We start from the raw sequence: 13,703 nt of genomic DNA, 5'->3' as shown, positions 1-13,703 counted from the left end.
GATGGTGATAACCTGTTTCATGGAACGGTCCCTCCTTTGTGGCGTTCGAACAACGACCACGTTCTAGCACTTTGATGCTGTTGGAGCGGGCCGTTCCACCACATCAAGTTCTATCCAGTCCTGAGTTCGCCCCGGTCGTGGGATTTGCCCATTTGGGCGGTGGTAGCGACGGGAGCTGGCGCGGAGCCTTCAGCATAGCGCAGCGCCAGATCCCGTCGCGGGTTGCAGGTGGTGGCGAACTCGGATGGCGTCCTCCATCCGAGCCGTGAGTGTGGTCGTGTGTCGTTGTAATCGGCGCGCCAGCATCCGAGCGCGACGCGGGCCTGGGCCAGCGAGGTGAACAACGTCTCGTTCAACAATTCATCCCGCAGCCGGCCGTTGATGGGGAAGACGGCCCCGCTCCCTCGGCGCCGGCGATATACTGGCGATGGACGAACCCGCTAACAGGAGCAATTGACCAATGGAAGCCGCCACAATTGGGTTGGATATTTCGAAGCACGTATTTCACATCCATGCAGTTGATGACCAAGGCCAAGTGGCCGGTCGCCAACGTCTCCGGCGAGGCGAGATCGTGTCGTTCTTCTCCTCGCTCGCACCTTGCCTGGTCGGCATCGAAGCCTGCGCGACTGCTCACCACTGGGCGCGGGATATTCCGCAGTTTGGACACGATGTCAGATTGATTCCGCCAGCCTATGTTAAACCCTACCTCCGAAGAGGAGCCAAGAATGACGCCGCTGACGCGGCCGCGATCTGCGAAGCGGTCAGTCGTCCCAATATGCGGTTCGTTCCAATCAAGAGCGCCGAGAACCAGGGCTTCTTGATGCTTCATCGTACAAGAGGCTTGCTGGTCCGCCGACGCACCATGAGAGCTTGCGCCATTCGGGCTCACTTTGCTGAGTTCGGAATCATTGTCGGGCAAGGCCGGCAACGGGTGGATGGTCTAGTGGACTTGTTGGATGACGAAGGACTGACGCTACCGGCCCACGCCCTCATCGCACTGGTCGTCCTTGTGAGCCAACTGAAGGAATTGGACCGGCAGGTCGAGGCCATCGAGCGCGAACTGGCTGAGATCCAGCAAGTAAATCCGATGGCGAAGTTGCTGTCCTCGATTCCCGGGATCGGTCCCATTACGGCCACGGCACTCGCCGCGACCGTGCCGGACGCGACCATGTTCCGCTCCGGGCGGGAGTTCGCGGCCTGGCTTGGCCTGACGCCTAAGCAGAATTCCACCGGCGGGAAGGACCGGCTCGGCCGCATAACAAAGCAGGGCGATTCCTATCTCAGGCACTTGCTTGTCATCGGAGCACGCAACGTCGTTCGGTACCCAAAGGCACGCTCCCGGGTGGGAGGCGGCTGGATCGAAGCCTTGCTTGAACGGCGTCGGCCGATGGTCGTCGGTAAGCGTAGCGTAGAGACCCATCGGATTGTTTGTGCGGAGTCTCGGGAGCACCGCTAGAAGAGTCATCTTCAGCAAGGGTGCTCACAATGGACGACCATTCGGACGACATAAGGCAACCGTTGTCACCGCGTATCGAAGTGTATGCTGGCGCAGGTCGCAAGCGCTGGCCGGATGATGTGAAGTCGCAGATTGCCGCGGAAAGCCTCGAGTCGGGCGCGGTTGTAACAGATGTCGCCCGCCGCCATGGCTGCCGGCCGCAGCAGGTGCATGACCGGCGGCGGCGGGCGCGTTTGGGCCAGTTGGTATTGCCGGCGGCGGCGGACACGCTGTCGTTCGTGCCGGTGGTGTCGGAATCAGCGTTGCCGGCGGCCGCAGAGCCCACTGGGTCGCCGGAAGCAGCCGTTGTTACGGTTGAGCTCCAGGGTGCACGAGTGGAGCTGCGGGGGACTCCTGGCCTTGCTGTGTTGAGTGATGTGTTCTTGGCGCTTAGACGGACACGTTCATGCTGACGCCGCCCGCGAGCCTCATGATTTACGTGGCGACGCAACCTGTAGACTTCAGAAAAGGTGCGGAGGGCTTGGCGCTGTTGGCGAAGGAGACGCTGGGCCATGACCCGATGAAGGGTGTGGCGGTGGTGTTCCGTGCGAAGCGCGCCGATCGGGTGAAGATTGTCGTTTGGGATGGCAGCGGCCTTGTGATGTACTGGAAGCGGCTCGATGGCAGCGGCTTCAAATGGCCTCCGATCGTGGCCGGCGTGATGCGGATGAATGCCGCGCAGCTGTCGGCACTTCTGGCCGGCATGGATTGGACGCGGATGCACGCGCCTCGAATCCCGCAGCCGAAAGCGCTTGCGTAAAGATACAAATCTTCGCTGCATCGGGGCGCGAAGCATGGCAGACTTGGGCCAATGAGTGATTTGCCTGATGAGCTGCCGAGCGATCCAGCCGAACTGCGTGACTTTGCCGCGGCTCTGCTGGATCGCTGCGCCAGGCTCGAGCGGTTGCTCAAGCTTGCAAAAGATGCGCAGTTCGGTCGGTCCTCGGAAAAGCTGGACGCTGATCAGCTGCAGCTTGTGCTGGAAGATATCGATCAGGCCGTCGCGGCCCTCGAAGCAGCCGAGGATCGCGCCAATCCCAGAGTTTGCGAGAAGAGGACGGCCGAGCGCAGGGCCAATCGTGGTCAGCTGCCGGAGCATTTGCCGCGCATCATCGAGACCCTGATGCCCGCTGCAACTTGCTGCCCGTGCTGCGCAGGCGTCCTTTTTGAGATCGGTCACGATGAGAGCCAGAGGCTGGACGTCGTACCGGCGCAGTATCGCGTCATCGTCACCCGCCGGCCCAAGCTGGCTTGCCGCGCTTGTCACGGCGTCGTCCTCCAGCACGCCGCGCCCGAGCGACTGATCAGGGGAGGATTGCCGACCGAGCGACTGGTCGCGCATGTGATCGATGCCAAGTATCATTGGCATTTGCCGCTTTACCGCCAGGCACAGATGCTGGCGACCCACGGAATAGCGCTGGACCGTTCCACGCTCGCCTTCTGGGTCGGCTATGCCGCCCAGGAATTGAAGCCGTTGTGGCATCGTCTGCGCGAGCTTCTGCTCGCCTCCTCGAAGCTCTGTGTCGATGAGACACCGGCGCCGGTGCTGGATCCGGGGGCGCGGCAGGACCAAAACCGGCTACTTCTGGGCGCTGTCGCGCGATGACAGGCCCTGGGCCGGGCCTGATCCGCCTGGGGTGGTCTATGCCTATGCACCGGGCCGCGGCGCCGTTCATGGCTTGCGGCTGCTTGAGGGCTATCGCGGCATCATCCACCGCGACGGCTATCAGGCTTACAAGACCATGACCCGAGAGACGCGTGCGGACGCCCTGTCCGGGACGCTCGCCTTCTGCTGGTCGCATCTGCGGCGCCAGTTTGTGAAGATCGAGCGGGAGGCTGCGCCGGCGCGGGCTCCGGTTGCCCGCGAGGCCCTCGAGCGCATCGCCCAGCTTTACGCGGTCGAAAAGGTACTCCGCGGCCGATCTGCGGACGAGCGCTATGCCGGCAGGCAGGCGCATGCCCGGCCTCTGGCTGCAGCCTTGAAGCAGTGGTTTGAGGCCAAGCTTGATCACCTTGCGCAGAAGAGCGACACGGCGAAGGCTTTGCGCTATGCGCTGCGGCATTGGGAGGGCCTGACGCTCTACCTTGATGATGGGCGCATCGAGATGGACACCAATGCTGTCGAGCGTGCGATGCGGCCGATCAAGCTCAACGCCAAGAACTCTCTTTTGCCGGCTGCGACGAAGGCGCCGAGAATTGGGCAATGCTGGCTTCGCTCATTGAGACCTGTAAGCTCAATGGCGTCAGTGCCGAGCACTGGCTTCGCTGACGTTCTCGCCAAGCTCGTCAATGGTTGGCCTGCGGCGCGACTGGACGAACTTCTTCCCTGGGCGTCGACCTATACAATGCATGCACACGATCGGAGGCTGGCGGCATGAGCCTGAACACAACCGCGGTCCGGATCAAGGTGACCCTCAAGGACGTGAAGCCGCAGGTGATGCGCCGCCTTGTCGTAGCCGTCACCTGCGCCTTGATCGGCTGCATCTGACGCTTCAGGAGGCATTCGGCTGGACGAACAGTCACCTGTTCGAGTTCTTCGCTGGTGAGGTCCATTGGGGGATTCCCAACCCCGACAATGATTACGGCCACCAGCCCATGGATGCCAGCAAAGCGCGGCTTTGCGATATCGTTCGCGAGACCGGCGAAGACGATCCATTATCTCAACGACTTCGGCGACAGCTGGGATCACGTGATCAAGCTCGAAAAGTGGTTCGAGAACACCACGTCGGAGGGACTTCCCCTCTTGCTCGAGGCCGCCGGTCGTTGTCCTCCGGAAGACGTCGGCGGTGCGCCAGGCTATGCCGAATACCTCGACGCCATCAGCGACCCCGCCCATCCCGAGCACGAACCCATGCGCCTCTGGGGCCCGGAGCGGTTCGATCCCAACGTCGTCGATAGGAAGGCGCTTGAGGCCGCAGTCAACGCCTTGTCCGACGTATGGAAGCCGCGGCGACGCACCACGCGCTCAAAATAGGCGTCAAGCGTCAATCAAAAGGGCCGCAGAGCTACGCTAACGGTCATGCGATGCTGGCCTCCAATCCAGTCAGCATCTTGAATCACAATCCGCCTGAAACCGGAATCCCTTCGATTCAATTAAGCAAGGAAATGCTCTAACGCTCTGCGGGGGCTGTACGCGCCGCGGGTAACTTGCGTCCGCGTGGGGTATATGATTGCGCCCCAATAACTGGGCTCGTAAGCGATCAAGCGGCAAGCAGATGGAAGCAAGTCGAACAGTAGAACCTGCCGCGGCGGAGGCGGGACGACCTGATCGCGCTCTCGCGTGGAATGAAAATGCCCATCGGCGGGGCGGAAGCAAATCAGCACAAATTCCGGATCGAACACGGCATTTACAAAGCGACTCCCTTAATTCCTTGCGACCATTGCGCCGGCTGCAAACTGGGAGGAGCGCAGTTAGCCGCTCCTCCTATACCTCTGCAAGGCAATTACGGCGATTCCGCCAAAGACGAGCAGAATGAATGCGAGACCCGTAGTCGCGCGTCAGAACTTCCGATCGCCTCCGTGAGCGATTGCGAGGTTAAGCGACGAGACGGTGTCGTCGGTTTCCGAGCGGTTTAGAAAGTAATCGACGATGCTCCCGCAAATCCGAGCAACATCGCCCACCACACATGCAGCTCCAGGATGGACAGCCTAGCCACCATCAACAATGCGCCTCTATGAACCCATCAGATAATCGTATGCCGACAGGCAGTGGATCTTCACTACGTCCATAAATTCCTTGATTTCGATACGTTCATCGCGCCCGCCTATGCCTGTCGCGACCGGACCATGGACAAAGGCAGGAATTCCGATCTCACGCCAAAGTCTCGCGTCCGAAGCTCCCAGCGCGACAGCGGGATATACTTCATGCCCACGGACGGCGCGCGCGTTCTCGCGCACCGCAAGGTAAAGCGGATGATCCGTAGGGGAGATATTTGGTTCAGAACGTCGCAATTCAATCATCTCAACCTGAGGATAGCGCGACAGAATCAATTCGACTTTCTTCTTCACCTCATCCACCCAAAGTCCATCCGGAACGCGAATATCGACGTGTATAGTGCACGACGCGGGGAGAATATTGACTTTCAGGCCACCTTGAATCTGACCAATATTCAGCACGACACTTCTTGCTAATTTGCGGGCGTGGGTATCGCGATGAGCATCAGCCGGTACACCGTATCGACCTGCTACGTCCCGAGCGGCGATTGTAGTAATCTCTTCGAGTTCCTGAATCAACTTCGCCGCGATCTTGTTCGCGCTTTCGCTCAAATGTGGCAGGGCGCCATGCCCCCCTTTGGTTTGAACACGAAGCTCCAACCAAAGCAGCCCCTTTTCTCCAAAACAGACTGAAGTTGGACCGCCAGGCTCGCCATTCAGGCAGCAATCCCCCCGGAATTGCGGATGTTGCTCGAGAAGAAAACGCGCACCAGAGGGGCCGAGCGTCTCTTCATCCGAAACGACGGTAAGCGACAATTTGCCTTTGAGCTGGCTTCTCATCCGGCTCAGGTAAAGGTATGTAAAAATCGATGCCGTAGTTCCGGCCTTCATATCTACAGCGCCGCGGCCCCAAATGCAGCCGTCTGCGACCGCGCCAGACCACGGACCGCGCGTCCAATTCGCCTCGTCGTTGACGGGAAATACATCCATGTGACCGTTGAGTGTGAGATGCCGTCCCGCACTAGCTGCCTCGAAAGTGGCTGCGATGTTAGGCAGTTCGGGATCGCATTGCAAAACCTCGTGCTCTACCCCCTCCTTTTTCAGAAAGTCGCTTACAAAAGCGCAAACCTGTCGCGTGTCACCAGGCGGGTTGGGACTGGGAATGCTCAAAAACTCGCTAAGGAATTTTACGAGCCGTTCCTGGTCCTCATCTACTAGAGCGACAAGAGGATTACGTGTATGCGACATTTTACCTCTTTAGCCCCTTTTATGGAAAGCGACAGGTTGCGAGTAGATCTTGAGAATTTCGGGCGGCCAAAGACTTCTGCTCGCCAATACTGGAACGCACAGGATGAAGATGCTCTAGCACTCTCCGCGGGCCGCCCAATTACACCGGTCGCTTCCAGGGCCGCGGACGCGCTGCTTCGTGAACAACGCGGCCGTCTTTTACAACTGCGACGCAGCGATTGGCCGCGATCAGGTGAGACAAATCGTCAGGATGCTCGATATCCCAGAGCGACAGATCTCCCGCCTTGCCGACCGTGAGACTGCCCCGCTCGTCCTGCATATTCAGGCCATGAGCTGCATTGATCGTGAATCCGCGAACTGCCTCCTCCGGCGTCATCTTGAACAGCATGCAGCCGAGATTCATGATCATCGGCGGAGAATTCGTTGGCGAGCTGACAGGATTACTGTTTGTGGCGAGTGACATCCTGACGCCGTGCTTTCGGAACAACTGAATTGGTGGCTTTTGAGTCTCACGCAACCGGTAGTTAGTCCCGGGCAGAAGTCCAGCCACAGTCCCAGCCGCAGCCATTGCTTCAACCGAAGCCTCGGAGGCAAACTCGAGATGATCGGCCGTTAGCGCCCGGTAACGCGCCGCTAGCGCGCCTGCGGATGCGTCGCTCCATTGATCAGCATGCAGGCGAACTGGAAGCCCGAACGATTGGGCAGCGTCAAACAAGCGTCCGATTTGCGCATCGCTGAAACCCATTGTGTCGGCCCAGCCGTCAACAGCATCCACCAAACCGTCCGCCACGGCGATTGGCAGAACCTGATCTGCCAGGAACTCGATGTACTCGTCCGCCCGGCCGGTGTACTCTGGCGCGACCATATGTGCGCCAAGAAAGGTCGACACAACCGTGACCGGTAGTGCGGCTCCCAGTTCCCGCGAGCAACGCAGCAACTTCAGTTCCGACTGCAGGTCTAGACCGAAGCCTGATTTACTCTCAACCGTTGTGACCCCATGAGAGATCAATTCGCCAACCCGGCGGGCAGCCGTTGCGAAAAGCTCTTCCGCGCTCGTTTCTCGCGTCACCCGCACAGTCCCACGCACACCGCCGCCGGCTGCTGCTATTTCCGCGGAAGTCGCGTTGTTGATCCGCATGAGAAAGTCAAGGCGACCGTTCCCGGCATATACAACATGGGTGTGCGGATCGACGAGGCCGGGCAATATCCAGGCGCCCCCAGCATCGTGCACCTCTGAGGCAACCTCGTCGGGACGCCCATCGAGAGCGTCACGCTTGCCAACGAAAGCAATACGGCCCTCCTGAATGGCGAGCGCGCCGTCGATGATCACTCCGTAGCCCGCCTCATCAGCTATCGTGGCGAGGTTACAATTAATCCAGATCGCGTCCCACATAACTGCCATTCTCCGTCGAATTGATGCGCTCCGTCGCGCTGTGCACTGGCCACGCCCCAAACTCGCGCCTGTGTTCAACTATCAAAAATCCGCTGCACTCGCCGTATTTGAACATTAGGGTCATCAGCGTACTACAAATCCCTCAATCTCCTTCTCATACCGGACGGCGATTGGCTCAAATCCGTTCTTGCGAAGCCCCCCTCGTCTAGACCGATCAACCACGTGATATGCTACGGGCTTCCGTAGATTCTCATATTGACGCAGAGCCAACTCCACATCGCGATTGGCCAACAGCACTTCACTCAGCACCTGGGAATCTATGAATGTCTGACTCGCACCTTGCGCCATGTCGGGCATCATGGCGTGAGCGGCATCCCCCAAGAGTGTGATCCGCCCGAGGCTCCATCGATCCGGAGGATTTTCAAAATCATGGAGTTCATTCTCCAGGATTGCGTCGCGCGGAGTAATCCGCAACGTATTTGGAATATGCGTATTTTTCCACGAGCTGAAGTGGTCCATGAATTCATCAATAGATGTTGCTCCAGCCACTGAGCCGAACCAATAGGCCATTCCATCAGCCAGAGGAACAACACAAAAAAAAGATTTATCGTCGCTATATCCCGTCTGAGCTGCTGGATCCACGGGCACTTGAGACAGCGGAACAACACCGCGCATGCGGAAAGCGTGATGCTCGTTCTTGCGATACTTGATATCGCCGCCGAGGATCTGCTGCCGCACTCTGGAGTGGATGCCATCGGCACCAATTACTAAATCACCTGTGTAAACCTTACCGTTCTCGAATTCGCAGATCGCCTTATCGCCGTCATTGCGAACCGAAACGAGTTCATGTCCAAATTTTATGTGGTTCATTCCCAAAGCTGCGGCCAACATGTCGATGAGCGCGCGGCGATGCACCACAGTATTGGGAGCTCCGTATCGCTCGGGCCAATCGCTGGTGTTTTTTTCGTATAAGAAGGTGCCGTCCGGCGCATAATTCAAAAACTTCTCTATCTTAACCGATATGGCGTCGTACTGCCTTCGCAGGCCAATTGCGTAAAGTGCGCGCACGGCATTCGGCCACAGCATCAGTCCCGCTCCGGCCGCTCTCAGTTCTGGCGACCTTTCAAAAACTTCGACTTGGCAGCCGATATTTGCCAGACCGATCGCAGCCGAGAGACCACCAACTCCTGCGCCACAGACCAACGCTTTCATCTTCAATCTCCATGTCCGCAGCTAAAACCGAAACAAGATCGGCCGGGGCGAACCAAGCCCTGCACTTTCAGCAGCAATCCACAATTTGGGGGAACCAAGCGGCTCAGGTCGTCGCCGGCTCTGGCCGCGTGAGCTGAGCCGTCGGCCTCGACCGCCACCAGGTGAAGTAAAGGGCGGCTAACCAAAGCACTGGCAGAAGTACCAACAGCGATGCTAGTGCGGCAATGGTCGGATCGATCTCGTTACGTATGTTCTCCCACATCTTCAACGGTAGAGTGCGAAGCGACAGTCCGCTAACCAGCGACGTGATGACGACCTCGTCAAAGGAGTGGATGAATGCGAAAAAGGCCCCGCCAATGATGCCCGGCCGAATTAGCGGCAACGTCACCCTCGTGAAAGTCCGCAGGGGCCCGGCCCGCATGCTCATCGCCGCCTGCTCCAAACGCCGGTCGAAATTCGCAAGAGTGGCCGAGACGATCACAACGACAAAGCCAATTGAGCCGATGCTGTGCGCGAGGGCGATGCCTGATATCGTTCCGATCAGTCCGAGTTTGACAAGGCCGAGATATGCCGCAACGCCGACAACGATGACTGGAAAGGTAATCGGTGTCAGGATCAGCATAGTCAGCAATGCGCGCAGCCGCGGAAAGGTGCGGCTGAGACCGAAGGCCGCAAGCGTGCCCACGATCGTCGACAGTATTGCGACCACAATGCCGATCTGTATGCTAGTCCAGGCAGGACCGTACCAAGCCGGATCGTTAAAAAACGCATGGTACCACTGGAGCGAAAACCCAGAGGGCGGAAATTCCAGAAATGCTCCGGCGCTGAACGACATGATAATGACGACGACACCCGGAAACAGCAGAAAAAAGACGACGAGCACGACAAACACCGTGCCGACCATCTTCCACCAGCTTCCGTCGCCCATTGTCCTATAGAGCTGGCTTCTCCAACGCTTCGCCCGATATGGGATGGCAAGCTCACGGAGAAATCTTGTCAGGGTGCCGAGCGAGGGCAGCTTGCTGCGACGGGACGCGCGCGTTGATTGCACCGCAATGCCCTGATTACCAGATAGATCGAGCCCAAGCATGAAGAGCACGACGGCGGCAGTGCCCAAGAGGATGAAGGCTGAGGTGGCGATGCGCGCCAAGTCGAATGAGCTCGAAACCTGCGCCGCGATAAACGTCGAGAGCATGGCGTCGCGCAAGCCGCCGAGAGCGGCAGGTGTGATGTAGAAGCCAAGGCACATTATGAAGACCAGCAGCGTACCGCTGCGCACACCCGGCAGGCTGAGCGGGAAGAACACGCGCCAAAAGGCGGCCGAGGGTCGCGCCCCCATGCTGCGGGCCGCTTCCATCAGCGACTTGTCAATGCCCAGCATGACGCTGAGCAGCGGCAAGATCATCATTGGCAGCACGATGTGCACCATGCCAATGTAGACCGCCGAACGATTGTAGACGAGTTCTAACGGGCTGGAAATCAGCCCTATGTTAAGGAGCAGATTATTGATCAGGCCGTGGTCGCCGAGAATCACGATCCACGCATACGTGCGCACCAATCCGCTGGTCAGCCAAGGAATAAACACAAGTACGGTGAGCGCAATGCGCACGCGCTTCGATGCGGCGACAATGAGGTAGGCTGCGGGGTATCCGATGATCAGGCAGATGGCCGTGACCACCACGCTCATCTCGACCGTCTGGTAGAGCACGCGGACATTCGACGGCTGGCCAAAAAACGCGTGATAATTTGCGAGCGAGAAGGCCGGGGCGTTAATGCTGGTCAGGAACAGCTGAACGATCGGCACACCGAAGACGACAAGTAGGAGCACGAACGCCGGCACCGTAAGCGCAATAGGCATTCGGCCCAATTTCTGAAGCGTTTCCATCAGCTTTGCCTCTCTGCGCCTCACGCTGCGACGAACCGGACGTCGGACCGTAGCCAGTCGAGCCGCACCTCCTCGCCGGGTCGAAAGATCTGCTGCGCAGCAGCAACATGCTCACGCACGATGATCACGCTGCTCCCGACACGCACGCGATATTTCCGTACCGGCCCGGCATAGATCATGTTATCGACGATGCCGGTGACGAACTGGCGGTGGCCTGCATCGATGCGCTGCGACGCCGCAGGAGCGGCGACGCGGATGCGCTCCGGCCGTATCATAGCCAAGCTGCCGGTTGGCTGTGCAACTTCGGATTCGACCTTGAAATCGGGACTATCGAAAATGTTGGCCTCGCCCAGAAAATTCGCCACGAAACGTGTCGCCGGTCGGTCGTAAAGGGCCTCCGGCGCGTCGGTCTGCTCGATCTCACCGGCGCGCATCACGATGATTCGGTCCGAGAGAGTGAGCGCCTCGTCTTGATCGTGCGTTACGCATATGGTGGTAATGTCGAACTCCTTATGCAGAGTTTTGATCTCAGCCTGCATCTGCTCGCGCAGATTACGATCGAGCGAGCCGAGTGGCTCATCAAGCAGCAGAATAGGCGGGTCGGCGATCAGCGCGCGGGCAAGCGCTACGCGCTGCTGCTGGCCGCCGCTCAGTTGCGCCGGCAGTCGATCACCGAACTCTCTGAGATGCACACGCTCGAGGATGCTGTCGACTCGCGGCGCCCGCTTGGCGGCGGGTACGCCACGCATTTCGAGTGGAAACTCCAAATTCTTTCGCACGGTAAGGTGCGGAAACAGCGCATAGCTTTGGAAGACGATGCCCTGGTCTCGCCGATAGGATGGAACTGTTGCGACGGATTTTCCGGCGATTAGGATGTCGCCCGCGCTAGGAGATATGAAGCCGGCAAGCAGCATCAGGGTCGTGGTTTTACCCGAACCGCTTGGGCCGAGAATCGTCAGAAACTCGCCGCGACGAACCGTGAGTGACAGATCTTTGACCGCAGCGAGCTGCCCGTACGTTTTGGTGACGTTGCGAAATTCGATCTGAAGTGGAATCGGGCTCTTCTCCAAGACTTCATCCTCGGCAAGTGGAAGGGGATATGCGTGCAGGTTCACTGTTGTTGCTCCAGAATGAGCTTATTGCGCAACCGCGCCGACGCAGTGCGTAGGCTACGCGGTGCTCTCGCAGTCGGATCACTCCGGCAAGACGACCGAACGAGCGCAGTCGCCGCGCTTCGTTATCCAAATCATTGGCGATCTAGAGAAGAATCCAATGGTTCCAACGCTCACGGAGTCGATCGACATTTGTGAGGCCGTCCGATCCCTTTTCAAGGTACCATTGCGCATTTAGGCGAAGGCTCTTCGCCATGTAGTCAGGGTGGCTGGCAAGTTTGCGGCCGCGCTCCTCTGGCAAAAGCTTGTATGCATTGAGGTTGGTCGGGCCGTATGGGATGAGCTGAGCGAAGGCGGCCTGACGGTCCGCGCGGGTAGCGAATTCGATAAACTTCTGTGCATTCCGAACGTTTGGACTTCCCTTTGGGATCGCCCAGAAATCAAAGGTCAGTTTCGCCTGATTTCGATTGATTTCGAGGGGTGAACCGCGGTCGATTAACAGAGCCGCCCGTCCATCATAAGAATTCACGATGTCGGCTGCCTTGTCGTGCATGATTTGCTGAACCTCAGATCCGAGCGTCCACCACCTGCGAATGTGCGGTTTGATCTTGTCCAGGCTTGCGAAAACTCGGTCGATGTCCATTGGATAAATTTTCTCCATAGGCACGCCATCCGCCAGCAGCGCCTCTTCAAAAGGACCTTCACCGCCCAGGTGGCCGGACAGAAGTGAGCGAACGCCAGGGAATTTTTTAACATCCCAGAAATCGGCCCAAGACTCGGGCCGCGGCTTGCCCGCCGGAAACTTCTGGGTGTTGTAGACCATAACATAGGAATAAATGATCGCGGCAACTCCGAATGGCTGCTTAGCAAAGTCTACGAGGCCGTCTAGCTCCTCTTTTTTATAGATCGAGTAGTCGATGGGCTCGAGGTAGCCCTTCGATGCTGCTATAAGCGCGCCGTTTTGCCCTGGCGGAATTACGTCGGCGGTAATGTTCTTCGAAGTGACCATCAGCTCAATCTGAGCCGCACTGATCTGCTCCGTAATGGCCGTTACCTTGATCCCGGTCTCGGATTGAAACGGCTTCACATAAGCCTCGATGTTTGCCTTTCCTACATCGCCGCCATAGACCAGGACTCGCAGCTCGCCTGGTGATTGTGCTGAAGCCCGGCTAGAAGCGGAAGGCAGCGCACCGGCAGCCAAGGCGGCCGAACCCGCCTGCATGAAACGTCTACGATTCACCGATAGGCTCATTGATCCCTCCCATGTTTTTCCGTGACCTTGGGCCACCGAAAACCTTCCTCTCCACAACGGACGTTATAGGCATGTGAACGCCGAATTTTCCTAATTCAACGACCCAAATGGCCGAAATAATGCGGCTGATTGGTAAAATGCGGTGCTTTCATTCGATCACGCCTCGATCTTAGGTGAGATGTGCACATTGGTCCCGATCCATTGCAGCGTTGATGAGCCATTAGAAATCGGTGTTGAGCCTGTTCGTGCCGGAGGCTACCGCACAGAAGAAAAGATGCAGAATCGTAGGCCGCCAAGAAGCGCGGATGCAACCTGAGAACCGCAATCGCCTGCGAAGGAATTCATGATTTGACGCCGCCACTCCATTTCAGCGCTGAGCCGATCGCGATCCTGAGCATGCTGTTATTGCCTGAATTAGGCTTCAGCCATCGATTTTCGTACGCAGCGGTATC

At 58.4% G+C, this 13,703-nt stretch carries 11 protein-coding genes and 3 pseudogenes; 7 read left to right on the top strand and 7 right to left on the bottom strand.

The genetic code is table 11. The features are described 5' to 3' along the window. Nucleotides 1–110 precede the first annotated feature (110 nt). A pseudogene (locus IVB12_RS00745) lies at nt 111–380 on the bottom strand (transposase); the annotation flags it as partial. A gap of 80 nt (nt 381–460) precedes the next feature. Here IVB12_RS00745 and IVB12_RS00740 point away from each other — a divergent pair. The 7 genes and pseudogenes from IVB12_RS00740 (at nt 461) to IVB12_RS00710 (ending at nt 4,469) form a co-directional block, all read left to right on the top strand. Next, nucleotides 461–1,456 carry an IS110 family transposase gene (locus tag IVB12_RS00740; protein WP_247294643.1) on the top strand — a complete coding sequence of 332 codons (996 nt, stop codon included), beginning with the start codon at nt 461–463 and terminating at the stop codon, nt 1,454–1,456. 29 nt (nt 1,457–1,485) lie between these two features. Beyond that, a complete protein-coding gene (locus IVB12_RS00735; protein ID WP_247294640.1) occupies nt 1,486–1,908 on the top strand; it encodes a transposase in 423 nt (140 codons plus the stop codon). Further along, on the top strand, nt 1,902–2,255 hold the full coding sequence (gene tnpB / locus IVB12_RS00730) for an IS66 family insertion sequence element accessory protein TnpB (protein WP_011931031.1): 354 nt from the start codon (nt 1,902–1,904) through the stop codon (nt 2,253–2,255). Before IVB12_RS00735 ends, tnpB begins: the two co-directional genes overlap by 7 nt. Before the next feature lie 51 nt (nt 2,256–2,306). Continuing rightward, nucleotides 2,307–3,873 (top strand): annotated as a pseudogene (locus IVB12_RS00725) (IS66 family transposase). Beyond that, nucleotides 3,870–3,983: a plasmid pRiA4b ORF-3 family protein gene (locus tag IVB12_RS00720; RefSeq protein WP_247294638.1), complete on the top strand. Its 114-nt coding sequence runs from the start codon at nt 3,870–3,872 to the stop codon at nt 3,981–3,983. The pseudogene IVB12_RS00725 and the gene IVB12_RS00720 overlap by 4 nt, the downstream one beginning before the upstream one ends. After that, nucleotides 3,959–4,078, top strand: a pseudogene (locus IVB12_RS00715) (plasmid pRiA4b ORF-3 family protein); the annotation flags it as partial. The gene IVB12_RS00720 and the pseudogene IVB12_RS00715, both read left to right, overlap by 25 nt. 16 nt (nt 4,079–4,094) lie before the next feature. Next, nucleotides 4,095–4,469, top strand: coding sequence for a plasmid pRiA4b ORF-3 family protein (locus tag IVB12_RS00710; RefSeq protein WP_247294635.1), 375 nt, complete (start codon nt 4,095–4,097; stop codon nt 4,467–4,469). A gap of 698 nt (nt 4,470–5,167) precedes the next feature. On the opposite strand, the gene IVB12_RS00705 is transcribed toward IVB12_RS00710, so the two are convergent. The 6 genes from IVB12_RS00705 to IVB12_RS00680 form a co-directional block, all read right to left on the bottom strand. Further along, nucleotides 5,168–6,397, bottom strand: coding sequence for a M20/M25/M40 family metallo-hydrolase (locus IVB12_RS00705; RefSeq protein ID WP_247294632.1), 1,230 nt, complete (start codon nt 6,395–6,397; stop codon nt 5,168–5,170). Nucleotides 6,398–6,536: 139 nt separating this feature from the next. After that, nucleotides 6,537–7,790 carry an imidazolonepropionase gene (gene hutI / locus IVB12_RS00700; protein WP_247294630.1) on the bottom strand — a complete coding sequence of 418 codons (1,254 nt, stop codon included), beginning with the start codon at nt 7,788–7,790 and terminating at the stop codon, nt 6,537–6,539. Nucleotides 7,791–7,913: 123 nt separating this feature from the next. Continuing rightward, complete coding sequence (locus tag IVB12_RS00695) at nt 7,914–9,002, bottom strand: FAD-dependent monooxygenase (RefSeq protein ID WP_247294629.1); 1,089 nt, start codon at nt 9,000–9,002, stop codon at nt 7,914–7,916. 103 nt (nt 9,003–9,105) lie between these two features. After that, complete coding sequence (locus IVB12_RS00690; protein ID WP_247294628.1) at nt 9,106–10,887, bottom strand: ABC transporter permease subunit; 1,782 nt, start codon at nt 10,885–10,887, stop codon at nt 9,106–9,108. A gap of 20 nt (nt 10,888–10,907) precedes the next feature. Beyond that, complete coding sequence (locus tag IVB12_RS00685) at nt 10,908–12,002, bottom strand: ABC transporter ATP-binding protein (RefSeq protein ID WP_247294626.1); 1,095 nt, start codon at nt 12,000–12,002, stop codon at nt 10,908–10,910. 142 nt (nt 12,003–12,144) lie between these two features. Continuing rightward, nucleotides 12,145–13,251 carry an ABC transporter substrate-binding protein gene (locus IVB12_RS00680; protein WP_247294625.1) on the bottom strand — a complete coding sequence of 369 codons (1,107 nt, stop codon included), beginning with the start codon at nt 13,249–13,251 and terminating at the stop codon, nt 12,145–12,147. Nucleotides 13,252–13,703: the final 452 nt, after the last annotated feature.

The organism is Bradyrhizobium sp. 179, from assembly GCF_023073535.1.
GTDB lineage: Bacteria > Pseudomonadota > Alphaproteobacteria > Rhizobiales > Xanthobacteraceae > Bradyrhizobium.
The sequence above is the reverse complement of the archived record's forward strand: the minus strand, read 5'-3'. Positions and strand labels throughout refer to the sequence as shown.

Excerpts from the sequence above, each read along its gene's own strand:
- IVB12_RS00740 (WP_247294643.1), top strand. The coding sequence starts at position 461 with ATGGAAGCCGCCACAATTGGGTTGGATATTTCGAAGCACGTATTTCAC.
- IVB12_RS00735 (WP_247294640.1), top strand. The coding sequence starts at position 1,486 with ATGGACGACCATTCGGACGACATAAGGCAACCGTTGTCACCGCGTATC.
- tnpB (WP_011931031.1), top strand. The coding sequence starts at position 1,902 with ATGCTGACGCCGCCCGCGAGCCTCATGATTTACGTGGCGACGCAACCT.
- IVB12_RS00720 (WP_247294638.1), top strand. The coding sequence starts at position 3,870 with ATGAGCCTGAACACAACCGCGGTCCGGATCAAGGTGACCCTCAAGGAC.
- IVB12_RS00710 (WP_247294635.1), top strand. The coding sequence starts at position 4,095 with ATGCCAGCAAAGCGCGGCTTTGCGATATCGTTCGCGAGACCGGCGAAG.
- IVB12_RS00705 (WP_247294632.1), bottom strand. The coding sequence starts at position 6,397 with ATGTCGCATACACGTAATCCTCTTGTCGCTCTAGTAGATGAGGACCAG.
- hutI (WP_247294630.1), bottom strand. The coding sequence starts at position 7,790 with ATGTGGGACGCGATCTGGATTAATTGTAACCTCGCCACGATAGCTGAT.
- IVB12_RS00695 (WP_247294629.1), bottom strand. The coding sequence starts at position 9,002 with ATGAAAGCGTTGGTCTGTGGCGCAGGAGTTGGTGGTCTCTCGGCTGCG.
- IVB12_RS00690 (WP_247294628.1), bottom strand. The coding sequence starts at position 10,887 with ATGGAAACGCTTCAGAAATTGGGCCGAATGCCTATTGCGCTTACGGTG.
- IVB12_RS00680 (WP_247294625.1), bottom strand. The coding sequence starts at position 13,251 with ATGAGCCTATCGGTGAATCGTAGACGTTTCATGCAGGCGGGTTCGGCC.